Here is a 20,019-nt window from a genome sequence, read left to right on the forward strand (position 1 = left end):
CCAACATAGCATGTTGCGCTAATTAAATAAACATATAGCAATAATATTTGCGAAAAAGAAAATAGACACGATTGAACAAGGGGATGTCAACGCAGGTAACGCCCCATGCGTTGAGACCAGTACAACGCCAGATACGACAACGGCGCCAGAGGCGCCGTTGTCTTACTGAAGCGGCCGCGTATCAGCGGCGGCGCGAATTTGGATACAGATCCGCACCTTCCTTGATCTGGCGACGCAAGTCGCGCCGCTCGTCCGGCGACAGGCGCCCGCGAGGCCGCTCTTCACGCACCGTGTCCTGCTGGACCTCGGCATTGCGGCGGCCCTGCTCGCGCACTTCGAATGCGCGCGCGTCGCGCTGGGCCTGCATCTCGTAACGCTCGCGCGCCTGGGCGTCATCGCTGCGGCGGTTGCGGTCCTGGTCCTGGGCCAATGCACCGGCGCCAGTTGCTGCAAGCGCGCAGGCGACAACACCAAGGCGCACAAGCCGTGCCAACCGGCCGCGAGCGGTACCGGGTGCTGCTGGATTGTCGTTGAGCGCGTGGTTCATGGTGTTCCTCTTCCGTGATGCCTGATAAACGGATAAGCTGTGTTGATCACTTGACGCCAGTGTAGGTTGATCGCGCAGGCGGGGTAAGACTAATTGGGTAAAGTTTGTAACACATTGTAATGGCTGAGCTGAGTCGTGCCTGCGGCGCAGCCATAAGAAGTTACCATAGCGACATTCATCTGACAATTCTGGACAGTTCCATGACTTCATCGACTTCGAACATTAACGTGGGTACGGGCACGCAGGGCGGCCACTCCGCCAAGATCATGGTCGTGGATGACGACGTGCGCCTGCGCGATCTGCTGCGCCGCTATCTCACCGAACAGGGTTTTCAGGTCGTGACCGCCGAAAGCGCGCCCGCCATGAACAAGCTGTGGCTGCGTGAACGCTATGACCTGCTCGTGCTCGACCTGATGCTGCCGGGCGAAGACGGCCTGTCGATCTGCCGCCGCCTGCGCGGCGCCGGCGACCAGACCCCGATCATCATGCTCACTGCAAAAGGCGAAGACGTCGATCGCATCGTCGGTCTCGAAATGGGCGCCGACGACTACCTGCCCAAGCCGTTCAACCCGCGCGAACTGGTGGCCCGCATCGGCGCGGTGCTGCGCCGCAAAGGCCCCGACGAAATCCCGGGTGCGCCATCGGAAACCCCGCAAACCTTCGAGTTCGGCGACTTCATCCTTGATCTCGGCACGCGCACACTGAAGAAAAACGGCGAGACCGTGCCGCTGACCACCGGCGAATTCTCGGTGCTCAAGGTGTTTGCGCGCCACGCACGCCAGCCGCTGTCGCGCGAAAAGCTGATGGAACTGGCCCGTGGCCGCGAATACGAAGTGTTCGACCGCTCGCTCGACGTCCAGATCTCGCGCCTGCGCAAGCTGATCGAACCCGATCCGTCCAGCCCGCTGTACATCCAGACCGTCTGGGGCCTGGGCTATGTGTTCATCCCTGAGGGTCAGCCGCGCTAGTGAAGCCTCCTGCATTTACGTCGCTCGCGGCGGCGCATCGCGCCGTGCGCTTTGCCTGGTTCAAGAGCGGCCTGTTCTGGCGCACGTTCTTCCTGATGTCGGTGCTCACCGCCGTCTCGATGGGCGCCTGGATCGGCATGATCAACGTCTACCAGCGCGGCCCGCAAGTGCAGCAAACGGCCGAAACGGTCGTGTCCGTCGTCACCATCACCAAGGCGGCGCTGACGCACTCGGCGCCCGACCTGCGGCTCGAACTGCTGCTCGAACTGGCCTCGAACGAAGGCATCCGCATCTTCACGCTTGAAGACACGGACATCATCGACCCGCCGCCGCACAATCCCCTGATGCCCGAGATTGCCGCCATCGTGCGCGAGCGGCTTGGCGCCGACACCCGCTTTTCCAGCGGCGTGAACGGCGTGCCCGGCTTTTACATCAGCTTCGATATCGAGGACGACAAGTACTGGCTGATGCTCGAGCGCGAGCGTCTGGCGGGCTTGACGCGCGTGCAGTGGCTCGGCTGGGCGGTGGTGGTCGGCCTGCTGTCGGTGCTGGGCGCAGCGCTGATCTCGAGCCTCGTCAACCGGCCGCTGGCGCGCCTGACGTCCGCCGCGCGCGCCATCGCCAAGGGTGAGCGCCCGGCGCGGCTGCCCGAAAAAGGCTCGCAGGAGATCATCGAAGCCAATCGCAGCTTCAACCAGATGGTCGAAGACCTGGCCCAGGTCGAGAAGGACCGCGCCGTGATCCTGGCCGGCATTTCGCACGATTTGCGCACGCCGCTGGCGCGCATGGGTCTCGAGGTCGAGATGGCCAATCTGTCGCAGGAAGCGCGCGACGGCATGCAATCGGACATCGCGCAGATGGACGCCATCATCGGCCAGTTCCTCGACTATGCCAAGCCGACTGAAGCGGCCACGTTCGTGCCGGTGGATCTGTCCGAGCTGCTGGCGGACATCGGCCACCACGCAGGCCGCATTCCGAGCCTGCGTATCAGGACCGACCTGGTGCCGGACGTGCATGTGCAGGGCAACGCGACCGACCTGCGGCGCGTGATCAACAACATCATCGAGAACGCCCGCCGTTACGGCGTCACGCCGGGGCAGGACTACACCGAGATCGATATCGTGCTGCGCGTGAAAGCAACGGGCCACGGCCGGCGCGCCGTGATCGAGATCGGCGACCATGGCGTCGGCGTGCCGCCAGACCAGATCGCGCAGCTGATGAAGCCCTTCACACGCCTCGACAGCGCGCGGGGCCAGGCCAATGGCGCCGGGCTGGGCCTGGCCATCGTCGAGCGGGTACTCACGCGCCACAATGCGGGACTCGAGGTGAGCAACCGCGATGGTGGCGGGTTCCTGCTGCAGGTGGCGTTGCCGCTGGCGGCCTGAGCGCTTAGAAAGTTCAGGCCCCGATCAGGCTCGCGAAGCGGGCCAGATCGATATTCCCGCCGCTGACCAAAACCCCGATCCGCTTACCCCGCAAGCTGTCCTTCATCTTGCGCGCTGCCGCAAAGCCCAGGCACCCCGTCGGCTCCACGACGATCTTCATGCGCTCGGCAAAGAACCGCATGCACGCCACCAGTTCGTCGTCACTGACGGTCAGGATGTCGTCGACGTCGCGCTGGATGATCGGGAATGTCAGTTGCCCCAGGTGCTGCGTCTGCGCGCCATCGGCGATCGTGCGCGGCGTGTCGATGTGCACGATCTGCCCGGTACGGAACGACTGCTGGCCATCGTTGCCGGCTTCGGGCTCGACGCCATACAGCAGGCACCCCGGCGACAAGGCGCGCGTGGCCAGCGCCGAACCCGACAGCAGGCCGCCGCCACCCAGGCACACGAAGAACGCGTCGAGCGGACCGACCTCGTCGAACAGTTCCTTGGCCGCGGTGCCCTGCCCTGCAATCACGTCCGCATGGTCGTATGGCGGGATCAGCGTCAGGCCATCGCGCTCGGCCAGCGCGCGGCCGATCTGCTCGCGGTCCTCGGTATAACGATCATAGGTGACGACGGTGGCGCCATAGCCGCGCGTGGCGGCGACTTTTGCGGCTGGCGCGTCCTCGGGCATGATGATCGTGGCCGGGATCTCCAGCAGCCGCGCCGACAGCGCGATCGCCTGCGCGTGATTACCCGACGAGAACGCCACGACGCCGGCGCGCCGCTGGGCCAAGCTGAACCTGGCCAGCGCGTTGTAGCCGCCCCGGAACTTGAAAGCGCCCATGCGCTGCATGTTTTCACATTTGAAGAACACCTCGGCGCCGAACTCCTCGTTGACGGTGCGCGAAGTCAGCACCGGCGTGCGGTGCGCGGCGCCGGCAATGCGTTCGGCGGCCTGGACGACATCGTCATACGTGGGAAGCTGGAGCATGGTCATGCGGGTGGTCCTTTCAGTGACATGGGTAAGGAGAGCGATGGCGCAGTCTATCGGCCACCCGGACGAACGTCAAACCCGCCGGCAAGGTGGCGGAACAATCGTATGCAGACGTTGCCAATTAGATAGTTTTACGATGTGATTGTTGGTACAGTAACCGATCGTCCCAAGAGACGCCACGTTGCACACACCGAGGAAGCATATGTATCCGTTGCATTTTGCCGTCACCAGTTTGTTCGCTTTTCTGCTGTTGGGGCAAGCTGCCCACGCCGCCCCCGTCATCACGAAACAAGCGCTGCAACAGGATATCGATCTCGTGCTCAGGACCGTGCGCGAACGACATCCGGACGTGGGGTTTTCGACAAGCGATGCGGCCGTGACGGCTGCGCTGGAAGCGATCGGGCGCGACCTGCCAGCGTCGATGACGCGCGATGAAGCGTGGCGCCAGCTGGCCCGCATCAATCCGCTGCTGGCTGACGGGCATCTTGCGATCACGCTGACCGACTGGCGCGGCGATACCGCAGCGCACCGTGCTGCCGGCGGCGCCCTGTTTCCGTTCGACGTGGCGTTCGATCCGCAGGGCCGGCTCGTCATCGATGCTGCACTGGGAGGCGCAGCGTCACCCCTGGCCGGCGCGCGCATTGTCGCCATCGACGGCGTGCCGGTCGACACGCTCGTGGCCAGCCTGGCCTCCCGCGTCCACGGCGATACCCCCGCGATGCGCATGGCCCTGCTGGCGCAGCGCTGGTGGCTGTACCACTGGAAAACGCTCGGCCCTGCGCAGCAGTACCGGCTCGTGATCGAACGCGATGGCCAGCGCAGCGAACTTGCTGTCCCCGGCAGCACGGACCAGCCGCGCATGCTACAGGACGAGGTCGACATCGCGCGCCTGTACCGGCTCGACACCGTGCCCGGCTGTTCGGCGGTCCTGACCGTCAACGCGTTCGATAGCGCTCACCTGGCAGATTTCGTCGCTTTTACCCAGGCCGCGTTCACGCGCATGCAGCAGGAACACATCAGGCACCTCGTCATCGACATCCGCGCCAACACCGGCGGCGACGACGTCATGTGGCTCGACGGCTTGATGCCGTATCTGGCAACGGCGCGTTACCGCACCGGCTCGAGCGCCGTCAAGCGCGTGTTGCGTGCCAACCCCGAGCGCGGCGAACAGGTCGGCCAGATCATCCACACGCAGATCGCCACGTGGCGCGAGCCGCAACCTGACCATCCCTCACGCTTCAACGGCAAGGTTGAGGTGGCGATCGGTCCGCTGACCTACTCGTCGAGCGTGCTGTTTGCCAATGTGATGCAGGACTTCGGCTTTGCCACCCTGGTCGGCACCGGCGGCGCGGCCAGGCGCAGCCAGTCGGGCGGCGTGTATGGTGTGCCGCTGCCGCAGTCAGGCCTGACGCTGTGGATACCGCGCTTCGTGCTCGATCCACCGGGCAGCGCACCGAAGGGCGCCCTGCTCAGCGCGCAGGCGCCGTGGAATCCGCGCGCCGCAACTGCATGTCCGACATTGTGACCGTACGCGTCTGCTCCGGCGAAACGGCCAGCAGCGCCTGCTCGATCTGGCGGTTGCGCAGGGCGCTGAAGACGACGCGGCCGACCGAACCCAGCACCATCGCAACGAACGCCGCCAGCGCTGCCCAGGGGCCACCGAACAACCAGGCCGCGGCAAGGACTGCAATACCGAGCAAGTACAGATCCAGCACCAGATCGAGGGCCAGGAACCAGGGGCTGTAGGTGAATCCGACAGTGGGCCTGGACAGGTCGCGCCAGCCCAATACCTTCTGCCAGTTACCCGGTTCGCTCAGCGCAACGGCATAGGTCGATCCTGCCGTGGGTGCGCGTTCGTGATCGAATACGACGGCGAACTCGCATTTGCCGCCCGCCTCAAAACTGAATGTCCCCGACTGGACGTCGAATACCCGCTCGAAGCGGACTGTCTCAATGTACATGTGTGTTCTCCCATGTTTGGCCTGCTCACTGCACCGTAACGCAGGCGAGGTGCGCTGTCCAGTAGGCAGGGCGATTCATGTATCTTTTCGTCAGCCGGGAATGCGGTTGACCAGCGCTTCGCCGCGCTCGAAGGCGCTGATGCTGTCGATGGTCGTGCGCATGATCTGGCCGATCGCCTCGACCGTGAAGAACGCCTGGTGGCCGGTGACGATCACGTTCGGGAACGACACCAGGCGCTGGATCACGTCGTCGAGGATGATCGTCGACGACAGGTCCTGGAAGAACAGGCTCGCCTCCTGCTCGTAGACGTCGATTGCCAGCCCGCCCAGCTGGCCGGTCTTGAGCGCCTGGACCACGGCATCGGTATCGACCAGCCCGCCGCGGCTGGTGTTGATCAGCACGCAGCCGCGCTTGACGCGCGCCAGCGCGGCCGCATCGACGATGTGGTGCGTCGCATCCAGCAGCGGGCAATGGAGCGAGACGACGTCGCTGCACGCCAGCAGCTCGTCCACGCCCAGGTAGCGCCCGCCCAGCGCCTCGAATGCCGGCGTCGGATACAGATCGTGTCCCACGAGCGTGCAGCCGAAACCGGCCATGATGCGGGCGAAGATCAGCCCGATCTTGCCGGTGCCGATCACACCGACCGTCTTGCCGTGCAAGTCAAAGCCCATCAGCCCGTCGAGGTCGAAGTTGCCTTCGCGTGTGCGCACGCTGGCGCGCGCAATCTTGCGGTTCACGGCCAGCAACAGGCCGACCGCGAACTCGGCGACCGAATTGGGTGAATAGTCGGTGACGCGCACCACCTCGATGCCGAGCCGGCGTGCGGCGGCGGCGTCGATATGGTTGTAGCCGGTCGAGCGCGTGGCCACGAGGCGCGTGCCCTGCCGCGCGAGGATCTCCAGCACGGCCGCGTCGACCGTGTCATTGACGAAGACGCAGACCGCCACGCACCCGGCCGCCTGGCTCGCCGTCTGCACGGTGAGGCGCTCTTCGATGAACAGCAACGCATGGCCGACACCGTCGTTGGCCTGCGCCAGCATGGTCTTGTCATAGCGACGTGCACTGAATACGGCTGTTTTCAAACGATTCTCCTGCTGGATGATGGTCAAGTTCTTATACGCCCTAGCGCGCGATAAGGACAGTCATACCGTCGCACGCTGTCAAAAGGACGGCGCGCAGGCCTACAAGCCTGTGTGAACTGACGCACAGAAGCAGAATGATGCAAATAAGACAATAAAATTGTTGAAATTAAAGCAAAATCGAGGAGTCGATCATGAAGCGTCATTTCTGCCAACTGTTGCTGCTGGCTGCCACCACGATGGCAGCGCCGGTCGCGTTCTCCGAGACCAGCATCGTCAAGTGCGTGGATGACGAAGGACGCGTGACATTGACCGATCGGCCCTGTGAAGCCGGCGCGACCACCGTGCGCATGGCAAGCGAGCCCGCCAATGACGGCGTGACCCGTGCCCACGCCCATCCCCTGGTGACCGAGGCCAGCGTACTGCCGCCACCGCGCGCGATGCAACGTACTTATGTTCCGGCCCCGCGTGCAGCTGCCAAACTGCTGGCCAGCGACGTCGCCACACTGAAGGCGGCGCGTGCCCAGTTCGTATTGAGCGACGTGCGCTCGACGGCGGCATTGGCGGTTCTGAACTGACCCTGAACGCAGAAAACTGTCGAAACAATTTACACTAAATCATTGATAAATCTGATCTCAATCAAAATACAGCGTTAAATCAATAACCTATTAATTATTGGAGAGTTGGCACGTTACTTGCACTACTGATAAGCACACACTTATCGGAGGTTATCTTGTCACTGCGCTCATACAAACAACTGTTCGTCGGCCTGTCACTTCTCGCCTGCGCCTCTGCCTTCGCCACGCCATTTACGTTTAACGTTGCAGGCGCGCAGAGTATCGGCGGGCTCGGTAACGCAGCAAACGACGTGTACGAAATCAATGTTGGCGCCAATGCGACCATCACCAGCATCAGCTATAACCTCAACATCACCGCCTTTGCCCCTAGCTGGTTGTCAGAAATGGGTTTCGCGTTTACCAATGGCGCGTTTACGGATGGCGTCCTTCTGAACCCGGGTCTTGGCCTTGACGAGGCAGGTACAGCGACGTTCGCGGAAGTGGTGGATCTGGTTGCCGAAGACCTGAGCTTCAGCGTCGATGCCGATGGCATCCTGCGCATCGAATTTTACGAAGACTTCAATGATGCGGGCATTTCGCCTGACGGCGTCTGGAATTTTGGCACCATCACGTTCAATACGGATGCCGTCGATGTTCCACCTGGCGGTGAAGTGCCGGAGCCGGCAAGCGGCCTGCTGATGGGCGCTGGCCTGGCGCTGATGGGCTATACGGCCCGCCGCCGCCGTAACGCCATCAAGACTGCAGCCTGAACGACCCTGCCTCGACTAGCCAGTCGCCCAGCATTGAGAGATGCCGTTCAGCGCAAACTGAACGGCATTTTTTATTGACTGAACGAGCTTCAGCAGACGTTGCCCGCTAGTGCAAGCGCGTGACGCTGGCCAGATGTGACGTCGGCGGCTTGTCCCACTCGCTCAGCAGCGCCAGCAACGCTGGATCCTGGATGAAGCTGGCGCTGGAGCGCCCTTCCAGGATGCGCTCGGGCGGCATCGAGCGCGCCACGACGAACCCTTGCACATAATCGACACCGATTTCCTGCAGCGTCTGGACCGTGGCGGCATCCTCGGCCCACTCCGCAATCGTCTTCATCCCCAGGTTCACGGCCAGGCTGACAATGGCCTCGACGATCGCCACGTTGGCCGGATGCGCATTGATATTGACGATGAAGTTGCCATCGATCTTGAGCACGTCCGCAGGCAGCTCTTTCAGGTACGAGAACGACGTGTAGCCGGCGCCGAAATCATCCAGCGCGACCTTCACGCCGAAGCCGCGCACCTGGTCGATGAAGCGGCGCGTGTTGTCCAGGTCGTGCAGGGCCACGCTCTCGGTGATTTCAAGGCACAGGCGGCTGGCCACGTGCACGTAGCGGCCGAGAATGTCGAACGTGTCCTGCACGAAGCGCTCGTCGTTGAGCGATGCGCCCGACAGGTTCATGCAGACGAAACGAGTATTGACCAGCTCGTCGTTGTGCTCGGCGATCCAGGCCAGCGTGCTCGTGAGTACCCAGCGGTCGATCATGCTCGCGCGCCCGCTTTTTTCGGCAGCGACAATCACGGCGCCGGCCGGCACGACGCGGCCATCGGGCTCGCGCATGCGCAGCAGCACCTCGAAGTTAAGGGATTCCAGCGGCGTGCGCAGCGACATGATCGGCTGCATTTCCAGCAGCAGGCCGTCGGTGGCGCCCGGGCCCGACAGGCGTTCGACCATGTCGAGTTCGGCGGCGCGCTGGCGGAATGCATCGGCATCGCGCTCGTACACGACCAGTCCGTCGCCCGTGCCGGTCTTGGCTTCGCGGCAGGCGCGGTCGGCGGTGGAGACGGCATCCTTCATCGGCATGCCCGGCACGACCTCGATCAGGCCGACCGACGCGCGCACGTGGAACGCCTTGTCCCCCACACGGTAGGGCGTGCTGCCAAGCCGGTCGACGATGCCGCGAATGATGATCGAGGCCAGCGGAATCGCTGTCTCGGGCATCACGATCACGAATTCGTCGCCGCCCACGCGGCCCAGTTGCTGGCCGCCGGCCAGCATCGCGCCCATGCGTTCGCAGACCTGCTTGAGCACTTCGTCGCCGGCGCCGTGCCCGAACAGGTCGTTAATCAGCTTGAAGCGGTCGAGGTCGACATACGCCAGCGCCATTGGCCGGCCGGCGGCCAGGCTTGCACTGGCATTGCTGAACTCGCGCTCGATGCCACGCCGGTTGAAGACCTTGGTCAATGGATCGTTGTTGGCCATGAAGCGCAGCTGCTCGGTAGCCTTGTGTTTCTCGGTGGTGTCCTGCAGCACGCCCTCGATGCGCGACCTGGCCAGCGTGGCACTGACCTGGAAGCGCTGGCCGCCTTCGCGGCTGGTCAGTTCCATCTCGGCTTCGACTTTTGCATGGACCTGCTCGTGCAGCGCGGCCCAGCTCGCTTCAGTGAAGTACTGGCGCCACGCCGTACGGCCCGCCATGAAGTCGGTCATGCCCAGCATTTTTTGCAGCGCCGGATTCACGCTCAAAAAGTGGCCGTAGATATCGAGCGTGAACAGGCCGACCGGCATCGCCTTGTACGCATGCTCGAGTTCTTCCTGCGCTTCCTGACGCTTCTCGGTTTCCATGCGCATCTGTTCAGCCACGGCCAGCGCCGCCAGCAGGCTCGATGCGAGCGCCGCGGTGACGCTGTTGATCACGCCCAGCAGCTCGCGCATGCCGAACGCGGCCGACGCGACTTCGGCCAGCGACGCCATGAAGGTGACGGCGAACGAGGCCGCGAACCAGGCCGCAACGCGCGTACGGGATTCGATGATGATCTTGAACAGGCCGATCGTCATCAACGAGAAGCAGCACGCAAGGATGCCCCACATCAGCGGCAGGTACATGCCATACGGGACGAGGATGGCGGCGGCCAGCATCGGCATGCACAGCCATTGCATGACGCGCATCGGCACCACGTAACGCATCTCGGCCAGGTGATCCTTCAGCAGCGCCTGGTATAGCGTCAGCGTCGCGATGCCGTACATCGTGAACGTGACGGCGCGGCTGCGCAGCAGCCAGTCGGACGGCACCGCCTGGCCGAGCCACTGGATGTCCCAGCCGGCCGACAGCGCCCCCACGCGCAGGTTCAGGATCAGCCAGCCAGCAAACATGACGTACACCGGCTGCCGGTTGATCAGTGCCGTGATCAGGATGAACAGCGCCAGCACGATCATGCCGCCGTCGAGCAGGCCCGACTTGCGGTGATACTGCTTAACCGACAGCACGTACTGCTCGATAGGCCACTGCACGACCGTCAGGCGCGCCGGGCCCGCGAACGTGCCGCGGCACAGCAACTGTCGCGGCAGCGGCGCGACGCTCAGCGCGAAGCCGGCCTTGTCGGCACTCAGCAGGCCGGTGCTGTCGCTGCGGCTGGCCGTGCCCAGCGGGGCCAGTGAGGCCGCATTCCAGCAGGCGATATCGAGCGCATGGCGCGACGGGAATTCAAGCACCTGTGCGCCCGGGCGCGGCATCGGCTCGACGACGAGCCAGACCGGCGCTTCGGACAGGTGGGTATCATGGGTGTTGGTCAGCGGACGCTCGCGCACCGGCCCGAGTGCGCTGGCAGGATCGAGCGTACCGGCCGGGTCGGCCAGCACGTGCATCGTCAGTGGCACGTCGCCGCTGGTGCGGTATTCGTCGTGCCAGAAAACGAGCGCAATCAGCGACACCACCGCGATCCCGATCGGGATGAGGTAGTAAGAAAATGTCTTCAGAATCAGTTCGACCGCCGCTTGCAACGCGGCTGGCAGCGAAGCACGAAACTGATGGGAAAGCTTGGGCATGAGCGGCCTTGGTAATACGCGTGACCACCGCGCAGACAACGACGGCCACTAAAGCGCAAGGATACAGCTTTAGCGTAGTGCCGTCATGCCCTTCGTAGTTGAACAATCGTCGGTTTCGCGCTGTGTAATGCGGCCTCAGGCGACCGCCAGTTGTTCCTGCGCCGGCCATTCCGCTACCGATGGAACCACAACAGGGCCGATGTCGATATCCGGGTGCACCGTGTTGAAGAAGAAGTCGAGCATCGGATGCCGCGCCTCGGTCCACCGTTGCTGGAAGGTGGCGATCTCGAAGGCCATCACGCGGTGCGGGATATTGCCGACATGGCGCAGCGGCACTAGGCCATCTTCCGGGAACACATCGACGAACAGCATCTGCTCGTATTGCCGGTCAACCGGCGGGCGGCCCGTCGCCACCGAGAAGTCGATGGCGTTGTCTTCGCAATACATGAAACACGCCTTGACCAGTGCAATTTTTACCATGCGCCCCACCCGCCCTTCATCGACGGCCAGCCGGGTAGCCTCGACCAGCCGCTTGCCCTGCAACCAGTCAGGCAGCACCACCGATTCTTCCACGCCCAGCGGCCGGTGCAGGTTGGTGCGGATGCGGGTACTGCCGATCGCCGTGCCGTCGAGCTTGGACTCGGCCAGCAGCACGATCGTGTCGGCATCGAAGTCAGCCGCTTCAGGCTGCGCCAGGGTGCGTGCGAAATCCGGCACATGGCGCGCATAGGCAGCATGCCGGATTTTCACGGCTTTGAGCAAGTCGGCCTGGGTCTGTACCCGGCGGATCGTGAACGGCAATCGTTCGGTCACGCTGCCGGCGACCGGGGGACGCACCGAACGTGGTCGCGACAGCGTGGCTGGGTGGATGACGGCGGCGGTGAACTGCTCCATGGCGGAACTCCTTGATTGATTGAGAGAAACAGAAATTAACTGGATTCAATTATCAATCCGCATACGGAGAATCTATTTACAGAGCAGGTGTACTTTTCACCTTCAGTTTGAATGAGCGAGAAACCGAGAAAAATGGCTGCGTCACGAGAACAATGTGCGTTGCATAATGGCGGCCGTTATCACAGCAGCCGTGCACTGCCCGAGACCCGGATCGGGCCGCCAATGTCATCGCCGAATTCCGCAGTAATGAGTGAGCGCATGCCCATGTCTTCGCCCTGCACGATGTCGATCCGGCCACCATGGGGCCAGCCGAGATCGCGCAGATAGCCGGCCAGCGCGGCCGTTGCAGCGCCTGTCGCCGGATCTTCCAGCACGCCACCGGAGGCAAAAGCGTTGCGCGTATGAAACAGATTATCGTGTTCGGACCACGCCAGCACGATCGTTACGAGGCCGTGGGCGTCCATCAGGGCCCGGCCCGCGTCGAGCGCGTACGCCATCGCCGCCAGCGCCGCTCGGCTGGACAGCGCCAGGAACAGGTGGTCAGCGCCGGCGTGGATGCACGCGGGCGGCAGGCGCGGATCGAGGTCGGCGTGCCCGTAGCCGAACAGCGCGAGCGCAGCGTCGAGCAGAGCAACCGGTGCGGGATGGCTGCGGGTGGGCGGCGACTGCAACGCCACCTGCATGCGCGCGCCGTCCTGCCGTCCCTCGACAGAGATGGCGGCGGCGTTGAGCGTCAGCGCAAAGCGGCCAGCGCCATGCCGGCGCGCCAGGGCGGCGCCCAGAGCAATGGTCGCATGACCACAGAACGGCACCTCGGAAGCGGGCGAAAAATAGCGCACGCGCCACCCCTCGCCTTCAGGCGCGGCAAACACGGTTTCGGAAAACCCCACGTCGCGCGCCATCGCGGCCATCTCGGCGGCCGGCGGCAAGACCGCGCCGATCCAGACCCCGGCCGGATTACCGCCCTGGCCGTGGTCGTCGAAGGCGGCGAGAAGTTCAATATCCTGGCGCATGGGTGCTTCCTCAGAGGTTGGAAACACCCATCATAGCGCCGGGCCGCTAGCGCCGGGCGTCGATGCGCGGCAGCAGCACGGCCAGGATGCCCAGCAGTGGCAGGAACGAGGCGATCTGATACACCTGTGCGATGCCATGCACGTCGGCGATGCTGCCCATCGCGGCCGCGCCCACGCCGCTGATGCCGAACATCAGGCCGAAGAAAATGCCCGAGATCAGGCCGACCTTGCCCGGCACCAGCTCCTGCGCGAACACGACGATGGCCGAAAACGCCGACGACATCACCAGCCCGATGATCACCGACAGCACGCCGGTCCAGAACAGGTCGGCGTACGGCAGCGCGATCGTGAACGGCGCCGCGCCCAGGATCGAGAACCAGATCACGCGCTTGCGTCCGATCTTGTCGCCAATCGGCCCGCCCGCGAACGTGCCCAGCGCCACCGATGCCAGGAACAGGAACAGGTACATCTGCGCGGTGCCCACCGGCAGCTTGAATTTTTCGATCAGGAAGAAGGTGTAATAGGTCTGCAGGCTCGCCATATAGATATATTTGGAGAACACCAGCAGCGCCAGGACGGCCAGCGCCTGGATCACCTTCTTGCGCGGCAGCGCCGGACCGGCATGCAGCGCCGCTTTCTTGACCATGTTCATCAGGTGGTGGCTGTACCAGCGGCTCACGCCCACCAGCACCGCCACCGCAACGAGCACCAGCAGCATGAACCAGGCAATCTCGGCTTGCCCGCGCCCGACGACGATTGCCGCCGCCAGCAATGGCCCCAGGGCCGAGCCGGCATTGCCGCCGACCTGGAACACCGACTGTGCAAACCCGAAGCGCCCGCCGGACGCCAGGCGCGCCACGCGCGAGGCTTCCGGATGGAAGGTCGATGAGCCCACGCCGATCATGCCGGCAGCAACCAGCAGCATCGGATAGCTGTTGGCCCACGCCAGCAACCCCACGCCGAGCAGCGTCACGCACATCCCGGCCGGCAGCAGGAACGGGATCGGCCGCTTGTCGGTGTAGAGGCCGATCCACGGCTGCAGCAGCGACGCGGTGCACTGAAACGTCAGCGTGATCAGGCCGACCTGGGTAAAGGTCAGGTTGAATTCATGCTTGAGCAGCGGGTAGATCGACGGCAGCACCGCCTGCACGCAATCGTTGAGCAGGTGGACGAAGGCAACCGAGAGAAGGATTTGCATGACCGCACCCGGGACGACCGGGGTGGTGGCGGAGGTGGTGCTGGACGGCGAGGAAGATGTGGACATGGACGACGCGGGTGGACAGAACAGTCCGACAGGATATGCGAAAAACCCTGATAACGTGTGACGCATTGGCATACACCACTGCCATATGCACGTCGTTCCCGCGCAGGCGGGAACCCAGTTTTGCACGAGCAGCCACCGGCTTGCGTATTGGCGGCCAGGCAAACGACTTGGGTTCCCGCCTCCGCGGGAACGACGGAGAGGGGCTTGCCGCTACAGGCGAGGTGCTACCCCGCCGGCACCAGCCGGATCGCCTGCCCGCCGCCCGGCGCCAGCACCATCTTGATGGTGTCGGTGCTCTTCACGGTGCGCTTCTCGATCACCAGGTCGAAACGGCGCTCGCTGCGGTAGTCGGCCTTGTCGCCATCGCGGTAGATTTCGGCCACATACGACTTGCCGGCATCGAGGAACGACAACGGCAGATCGAGCGTGCGCGCATTGCCATCGGTGACCGAGCCGACATACCAGGCGCTCGAGTTGCGGTCCTTGCGCGCGATGGTCGCGTATTCACCGACAGCGCCATGCAGCACGCGCGTATCGTCCCAGTCGGTCGGCACGTCGCGGATGAACTTGAACGCACCCGGATACCGGTCGTAATGCTCGATCAGATCGGCCGCCATCACCACCGGCGAGTAGATCACCACGAAGTTGGCCAGCTGCTTGGCCTGGGTCGAGTTGAACGGCTTCTTGTCCTTGCCCTCCAGGCTCAGGATGCCCGGCGTGTAATCGAGCGGGCCGCTGAGCATGCGGGTGAACACCAGATTGGCCTCGTGCTCGACGCTGTTGACCGGATTGCCCCAGGCGTTGTACTCCACGCCACGCGCGCCTTCACGCGAGATCCAGTTCGGATACGTGCGGCGCAGGCCCGTGTCCTTCACCGGCTCGTGCGTGTTGATCGCGATCTTGTAGCGCGCCGCATCCTCGACCACCTTCTGGTAGTGGCGCACGCCCTCTTGCGAATCCGTATAGCCGAAATGGACCTTGCCGTTCTTGCCCATGAACTGCGCGGCGCCGCCGTCGGTCACGTAGCCGGTCTTGATGCTGTCCACGCCGTTCTTTGCATACAGGCGCAGCGCTGCATCGAGCTGCTTCTCGTAATGCGCGATATTGCCGCCGGTCTCGTGGTGGCCGATGATGTGGACACCGCGCGCTTTGCCATACGCCGCCAGTGCTGGCAGGTCGAAGCGCGGGTTCGAGCGGGTAAAGTCCATGTCCGCGCCGTTGCCGGCCCAGTCGCTGTCCCAGCCCGGATTCCAGCCTTCGACCAGCACACCGCGGAAGCCGTGCTTGGCCGCGAAGTCGATGTAGCGCTTCGTGTAGTCAGTGGTCGCGCCGAGCCGGTCGCCCGCGGCCCAGGTTTTGGTTTCGAGGTGCATGTCCCACCAGACGCCAACATACTTCGATGGCTTGACCCACGAGACGTCGCCCAGTTTATTAGGCTCGTTCAGGTTCAGCACGAGGTCGGACATATACAGCCCCGCCGCGTCGCCCGCGATCTGCATCGTGCGCCACGGCGTCGTGAAACTCCCGGTGCGCACGACCGGCGCGCCACTGGCGGACGGCGTCAGGTGCGCGCGCAGGCGCTGGCCTTCGACCCGGCGCAGCCACATCGACGCGTAGTCGACCAGTGCCGCTTCGTGGAAGGCGATGTGCGTACCGTTTTCCATCTTGACCGTCATCGGCGTGTTGGCCATGCCCACTTCACGCAGCGGCGTTTTCTGGATCGGGTATTCGAGCGCCCAGACTTCGCCGGCCTGCTGCCACCAGGCGGTGGCCGGCTGCGCGACCACGAATTCGGTCAGCTCGTCAGCGATGTGCACGGCGCGGTTATTGGCCTGCTTCGGGAATTCGTAGCGGAAGCCCACGCCATCGTCGAACACGCGAAACACGATTGCCAGGCGCCGGCCATCCTTCTTCTGGTGCACGTCCACGCGCAGCTGGCTGTAGTGATTGCGCACCATGCGACGCTCGCCCCACGGCTGCTCCCAGGTGCTGTCATGGGCCGTGACGAGGTGACGTTCCATCGCGAAGCCGGCATCGAGCGGCTTGTCGCTGGCCAGCACGAAGCCCAGGCGCGACGGCGCGATGACCGGCTGGCCATTGCGCTCGACCTGGTACGACAGGCGCCCGTCCGGTGCGACCTGCAACGACACCTTGAGCACCTTGCCGGGCGACTCGACGGTGGCCATCAGGTCTTCGGCGGCGAACGCGCCGGTACTGATCACCATGCCCAGCGCCACGAGGCTCATCTTCAATAAACTGGTACGCATCCTTCGTCTCCTGTCTCGTCTTGTTTTCTGTTGCATTTTCAACCTGAAAGCGGTCGCCCCGGATAGTCCGGCATCGGGGATGCGCGGTCAATGTGCGGCTGAAGCGAATCTGAAGATTCGCTGCGGCGCCCGAAGCGCGGCGCACTGATACACTTCCGGCATGAAAATTCTGATGATCGAAGACGATCTGGCGATCGGCCAGGCCCTCTTGTCGGTGTTCCAGGACGAAGGCCACACGGCGGTCTGGCTGCGCCTGGCCCAGGGCGCGGCAGCGCGCATGCGCAGCGAATCGTTCGACGCCGTGGTGCTCGACCTGGGCCTGCCCGATGGCGACGGCACCGACGTGCTGCGCGCGCTGCGCGATGAGGGCGTGCGCCTGCCGGTCCTGATCATCAGCGCGCGCGACAGCCTGCAGGACCGCCTCAAGGGATTCGACCTGGGCGCCGACGACTACCTGATCAAGCCCTTCGAGATTCCCGAACTGCTGGTGCGCCTGCGCGCGATCGTGCGCCGCAGCCACGGCGCGCTCGAAGAAAACCTGTGGGTGGCGGGCGATATCGAGCTGGACGAAAACCGCATGCTGGTCACGCGCGCCGGCCAGAGCGTCACGCTCTCGAAAACCGAATTCGCGCTGCTGCTCACGCTCATGAAGCAGGCCAACCGCGTCCTCACGCGCGTCGAACTCGAACGGCGCGCCCTGCCCTCCGGCGAAGGCCAGAGCCAGACGCTCGACGTGCACATCTTCAACCTGCGCAAGAAAGTGGGCGAAGGCGTGATCCGCACCGTGCGCGGCGTCGGCTACATGGTGCAGCGTGACGTTTAGACAGTCCTCGCTGTTCCGGCGCCTGATGTTCAGCTTTGCCGGCGTGATCGTCAGTGTCGCGATCATCGGCGTGCTGTGGATGTTCTACGAAGCCAAGGTCACGCAGCGCACGCGCACCTTCAGTGAAAACAAGGCGCATACGCTCAACATCCTGTCGCATCTGGTGGACACCGGCGCCCGGCCCGAGCGCATGCTGCCGGCGCTTGCCGCGATCGAGGTGAACCGCGAGCGCATGTTCAGGGAGCTCGATTACCACTCGCGCGTGCGCGTGCGGGTCTGGCTCGATGGCCGCCTGCTCTACAACTCGATGCCGCAGCTGCCGGACGTGCTGCCCGAGGTGGCCGCGCGCGGCGCCTACGCGTGGGTGCGCTGGACGGCGCATGACGCGGCCAACCGCATCGTCGTCGAGCGCCGCCACGAAGTCGACGACGAGTGGATGCTGACTATATGGGGCGTGAGCTTTTTACTGTCGTCGACCTTTTTCAGCCTGCCGCTGCTGTTGATCCCGGCGTGGCTGATCGTCGGCATTGGCCTGCGCCCGCTGCGCTCGATCGCATCCAGCATCGCCCAGCGCACGGATGCCGACCTGACGCCGCTGCCCGACTCGAAGTACAAGGAACTCTCGCCGCTGGTGGTAGCGATCAACGGCCTGATGCACCGCCTCTCTCAGCGCATCGAACACGAACACGAGTTCCTGACCGACGCTGCGCACGAACTCAAGACGCCGCTGGCGGCCATCCAGATCAACGCCCACGTCTTGATGAGCCGCGCCGGCGCCGAGATGGCCGAGCGCTGCGCCGAGCCGGCGGCCGGCCTGCGCAGTGGTGTTGCGCGCGCGACGCACACGGTGCATCAGTTGCTGGCGCTCGAGCGGGCCCGGGCCGAACCGCAGGTGGCGCAGGCGTGCCCGCTGACGGGTGTGGCCGACTTCGTGCGCGAGCGCGTGGCGACCGCGGCGCACCTGGCGGTGCAACGCAATATCGAGATCGAATTCGACGCCGCGCCGGACGCTGGCGGCGCGCTGCCGCTGCATCTGGAAAGCATGGCGTCGGCGGTCGACAATTTAATCAGCAACGCGATCAAGTATTCGCCGCACGACGGCCGCATCACCGTGCGCCTGACACGCTCCCCTTCCGGCTACCGGCTGGCGATCTGCGACGGCGGGCCGGGGATTGCGCCGGATCTGCGCGACAAGGTGTTCGAACGGTTCTACCGGGTGCCGGGGCAGGAGCAACTGGGTTCAGGGCTGGGGCTGGCGATTGCCGAACGGGGCGCGGCAAGGAACGGCGGCACGATCTCGCTGGAAGATGGCGAGCATGGACGCGGCGTGTGCGCGACCATCACGTTCACTGGCGCCGTGGGGTAATTTTCCGGGCGGTGCCTACAGCCAGCCAACGCGCTTCAGGCGCCGGTGCAGCAGCGCGCAACCGGCGACGATCCCGAATAGTACCGCCGGATAACTCCAGCGCCAGGCCAGCTCCGGCATGTGCTGGAAGTTCATGCCATACAGGCTGAACACCATCGTCGGCACCGCCAGGATCGCGCCCCAGCCGGCGAGGCGCTTGACGACGTCATTCTGGCGGATCGTCACCTGCGCCAGCGAGACCTGCATGGCGGCATTGATCATCTCGCCGATCCGGTCTGCCGTCTGCGTCACGCGCGCGACATGGTCGAGAATGTCCCGGTAATAGATGCGGTTTCCGGCCGGGATGATGTCGCCGTGAAAACGCAGCAATTCGTTGCAGATATCGATCAACGGCGCAGCCGCTCCATGCACCGACAGCAGCTCGTTTTTCAGGTTGTAGAACTCTTCCAGGTTGTCCGACGATGGATTCGGCAGAAACAACGCCTTCTCCACCTGGCGGAAGCGGTCCTGCAGCATGTCCATGCATGGCTGGTAATGGTCGACGATGAAATCGATGATCGTGTAGAGCACGTACCCGGGGCCCGTCGCGAGTTTGGCCGGCACGCTCTCGGCGCGTTCGCGTACCGCGCGATACCCGTTGGACGTGCCATGCCGGATCGTCATCACGAAGCGCGGCCCGACAAACACGTGTGTCTCGCCGAAATGGATCGTCTGCTCGACCAGCGACACCGTATGCAGCACGACGAACAGGTTCTCGCCATACTCTTCGATCTTGGGCCGCTGGTGCGCCTTGCGCGCGTCCTCCACCGCCAGGTCGTGCAGGTCGAATTCGTCCTGCACCATGCCCATCAGTTCCTTGTCTGGCTCGAACAAGCCGAGCCAGACAAAGGTGTCGTCGTCTTCCAGCGCGACGCTGATGTCCTCGATCCGGATCTCTTCCAGCTTGACGCCCTTGCGATACACGGTGCAGTTGATGCGCGCGGCCACTTCATTCACGGACCGGCTCCTGCAGTGCGCGCAGGCCAGGGTTGCGCCCTGTGGCGATGTCTCGTCGGATAGTCATGCAGTCTCGTCGTGCAAATTGATCGTGGCCGCGATT

18 protein-coding genes are annotated in these 20,019 nt (G+C 64.1%); 8 read left to right on the forward strand and 10 right to left on the reverse strand.

Annotated features, from left to right (window positions below; genetic code table 11):
* Window positions 1-181: 181 nt before the first annotated feature.
* Window positions 182-547, reverse strand: coding sequence for a hypothetical protein (locus tag ACZ0AJ_RS11965; protein ID WP_499454694.1), 366 nt, complete (start codon window positions 545-547; stop codon window positions 182-184).
* Between the two features lie 200 nt (window positions 548-747).
* Here ACZ0AJ_RS11965 and ompR point away from each other — a divergent pair, with 200 nt between their 5' ends.
* Both ompR and ACZ0AJ_RS11975 read left to right on the forward strand, forming a co-directional pair.
* A complete protein-coding gene (gene ompR / locus ACZ0AJ_RS11970) occupies window positions 748-1,515 on the forward strand; it encodes an osmolarity response regulator transcription factor OmpR (RefSeq protein ID WP_258834804.1) in 768 nt (255 codons plus the stop codon).
* A complete protein-coding gene (locus ACZ0AJ_RS11975) occupies window positions 1,515-2,900 on the forward strand; it encodes a sensor histidine kinase family protein (protein ID WP_441899751.1) in 1,386 nt (461 codons plus the stop codon). Before ompR ends, ACZ0AJ_RS11975 begins: the two co-directional genes overlap by 1 nt.
* Before the next feature lie 13 nt (window positions 2,901-2,913).
* Here ACZ0AJ_RS11975 and ACZ0AJ_RS11980 read toward each other — a convergent pair whose 3' ends face one another.
* Window positions 2,914-3,882, reverse strand: coding sequence for a threo-3-hydroxy-L-aspartate ammonia-lyase (locus tag ACZ0AJ_RS11980; RefSeq protein WP_499454695.1), 969 nt, complete (start codon window positions 3,880-3,882; stop codon window positions 2,914-2,916).
* A 199-nt stretch (window positions 3,883-4,081) separates the two neighbouring features.
* Here ACZ0AJ_RS11980 and ACZ0AJ_RS11985 point away from each other — a divergent pair, with 199 nt between their 5' ends.
* Window positions 4,082-5,404: a S41 family peptidase gene (locus tag ACZ0AJ_RS11985; protein ID WP_499454696.1), complete on the forward strand. Its 1,323-nt coding sequence runs from the start codon at window positions 4,082-4,084 to the stop codon at window positions 5,402-5,404.
* Here the strand turns inward: ACZ0AJ_RS11985 and ACZ0AJ_RS11990 are convergent.
* On the reverse strand, window positions 5,349-5,840 hold the full coding sequence (locus ACZ0AJ_RS11990) for a hypothetical protein (protein ID WP_499454697.1): 492 nt from the start codon (window positions 5,838-5,840) through the stop codon (window positions 5,349-5,351). The genes ACZ0AJ_RS11985 and ACZ0AJ_RS11990 overlap by 56 nt on opposite strands.
* 90 nt (window positions 5,841-5,930) lie before the next feature.
* On the reverse strand, window positions 5,931-6,923 hold the full coding sequence (locus ACZ0AJ_RS11995; protein WP_499454698.1) for a 2-hydroxyacid dehydrogenase: 993 nt from the start codon (window positions 6,921-6,923) through the stop codon (window positions 5,931-5,933).
* Between the two features lie 191 nt (window positions 6,924-7,114).
* Between ACZ0AJ_RS11995 and ACZ0AJ_RS12000 the strand changes: the two genes are divergently transcribed.
* Both ACZ0AJ_RS12000 and ACZ0AJ_RS12005 read left to right on the forward strand, forming a co-directional pair.
* Window positions 7,115-7,498 (forward strand): DUF4124 domain-containing protein, encoded by a 384-nt coding sequence (locus ACZ0AJ_RS12000; RefSeq protein ID WP_499454700.1) that lies wholly within the window; start codon window positions 7,115-7,117, stop codon window positions 7,496-7,498.
* A 155-nt stretch (window positions 7,499-7,653) separates the two neighbouring features.
* Entirely contained in the window at window positions 7,654-8,247 is a 594-nt protein-coding gene (locus ACZ0AJ_RS12005; protein WP_499454701.1) for a PEP-CTERM sorting domain-containing protein, read from the forward strand.
* 106 nt (window positions 8,248-8,353) lie between these two features.
* Here ACZ0AJ_RS12005 and ACZ0AJ_RS12010 read toward each other — a convergent pair whose 3' ends face one another.
* The 4 genes from ACZ0AJ_RS12010 to ACZ0AJ_RS12025 all read right to left on the reverse strand — a co-directional run bounded on the left by ACZ0AJ_RS12010 (window position 8,354) and on the right by ACZ0AJ_RS12025 (window position 14,398).
* Window positions 8,354-11,293 (reverse strand): putative bifunctional diguanylate cyclase/phosphodiesterase, encoded by a 2,940-nt coding sequence (locus ACZ0AJ_RS12010; RefSeq protein ID WP_499454926.1) that lies wholly within the window; start codon window positions 11,291-11,293, stop codon window positions 8,354-8,356.
* A gap of 135 nt (window positions 11,294-11,428) precedes the next feature.
* Entirely contained in the window at window positions 11,429-12,187 is a 759-nt protein-coding gene (locus ACZ0AJ_RS12015; RefSeq protein ID WP_499454706.1) for an N-acyl amino acid synthase FeeM domain-containing protein, read from the reverse strand.
* Window positions 12,188-12,366: 179 nt separating this feature from the next.
* Entirely contained in the window at window positions 12,367-13,200 is an 834-nt protein-coding gene (locus tag ACZ0AJ_RS12020) for a PhzF family phenazine biosynthesis protein (RefSeq protein ID WP_499454708.1), read from the reverse strand.
* Between the two features lie 46 nt (window positions 13,201-13,246).
* Window positions 13,247-14,398: an MFS transporter gene (locus ACZ0AJ_RS12025; RefSeq protein WP_499454710.1), complete on the reverse strand. Its 1,152-nt coding sequence runs from the start codon at window positions 14,396-14,398 to the stop codon at window positions 13,247-13,249.
* Between ACZ0AJ_RS12025 and ACZ0AJ_RS12030 the strand changes: the two genes are divergently transcribed.
* Entirely contained in the window at window positions 14,397-14,525 is a 129-nt protein-coding gene (locus tag ACZ0AJ_RS12030; RefSeq protein ID WP_499454711.1) for a hypothetical protein, read from the forward strand. The genes ACZ0AJ_RS12025 and ACZ0AJ_RS12030 overlap by 2 nt on opposite strands.
* A gap of 163 nt (window positions 14,526-14,688) precedes the next feature.
* Here the strand turns inward: ACZ0AJ_RS12030 and ACZ0AJ_RS12035 are convergent, their stop codons facing one another.
* Window positions 14,689-16,731: a glycoside hydrolase family 97 protein gene (locus ACZ0AJ_RS12035; protein ID WP_499454712.1), complete on the reverse strand. Its 2,043-nt coding sequence runs from the start codon at window positions 16,729-16,731 to the stop codon at window positions 14,689-14,691.
* A 160-nt stretch (window positions 16,732-16,891) separates the two neighbouring features.
* Here ACZ0AJ_RS12035 and ACZ0AJ_RS12040 point away from each other — a divergent pair, with 160 nt between their 5' ends.
* Window positions 16,892-17,554, forward strand: a complete 663-nt coding sequence (locus ACZ0AJ_RS12040; protein ID WP_258834815.1) for a response regulator — start codon at window positions 16,892-16,894, stop codon at window positions 17,552-17,554.
* The gene (locus ACZ0AJ_RS12045; protein WP_499454930.1) at window positions 17,544-18,920 is read left to right on the forward strand and encodes an ATP-binding protein; all 1,377 of its coding nucleotides are present in this window, start codon (window positions 17,544-17,546) and stop codon (window positions 18,918-18,920) included. Before ACZ0AJ_RS12040 ends, ACZ0AJ_RS12045 begins: the two co-directional genes overlap by 11 nt.
* A gap of 15 nt (window positions 18,921-18,935) precedes the next feature.
* Here the strand turns inward: ACZ0AJ_RS12045 and ACZ0AJ_RS12050 are convergent, their stop codons facing one another.
* Window positions 18,936-19,916: a magnesium and cobalt transport protein CorA gene (locus tag ACZ0AJ_RS12050; protein WP_499454932.1), complete on the reverse strand. Its 981-nt coding sequence runs from the start codon at window positions 19,914-19,916 to the stop codon at window positions 18,936-18,938.
* Between the last annotated feature and the right edge of the window lie 103 nt (window positions 19,917-20,019).

This window comes from Telluria sp. AC161, assembly GCF_979258535.1.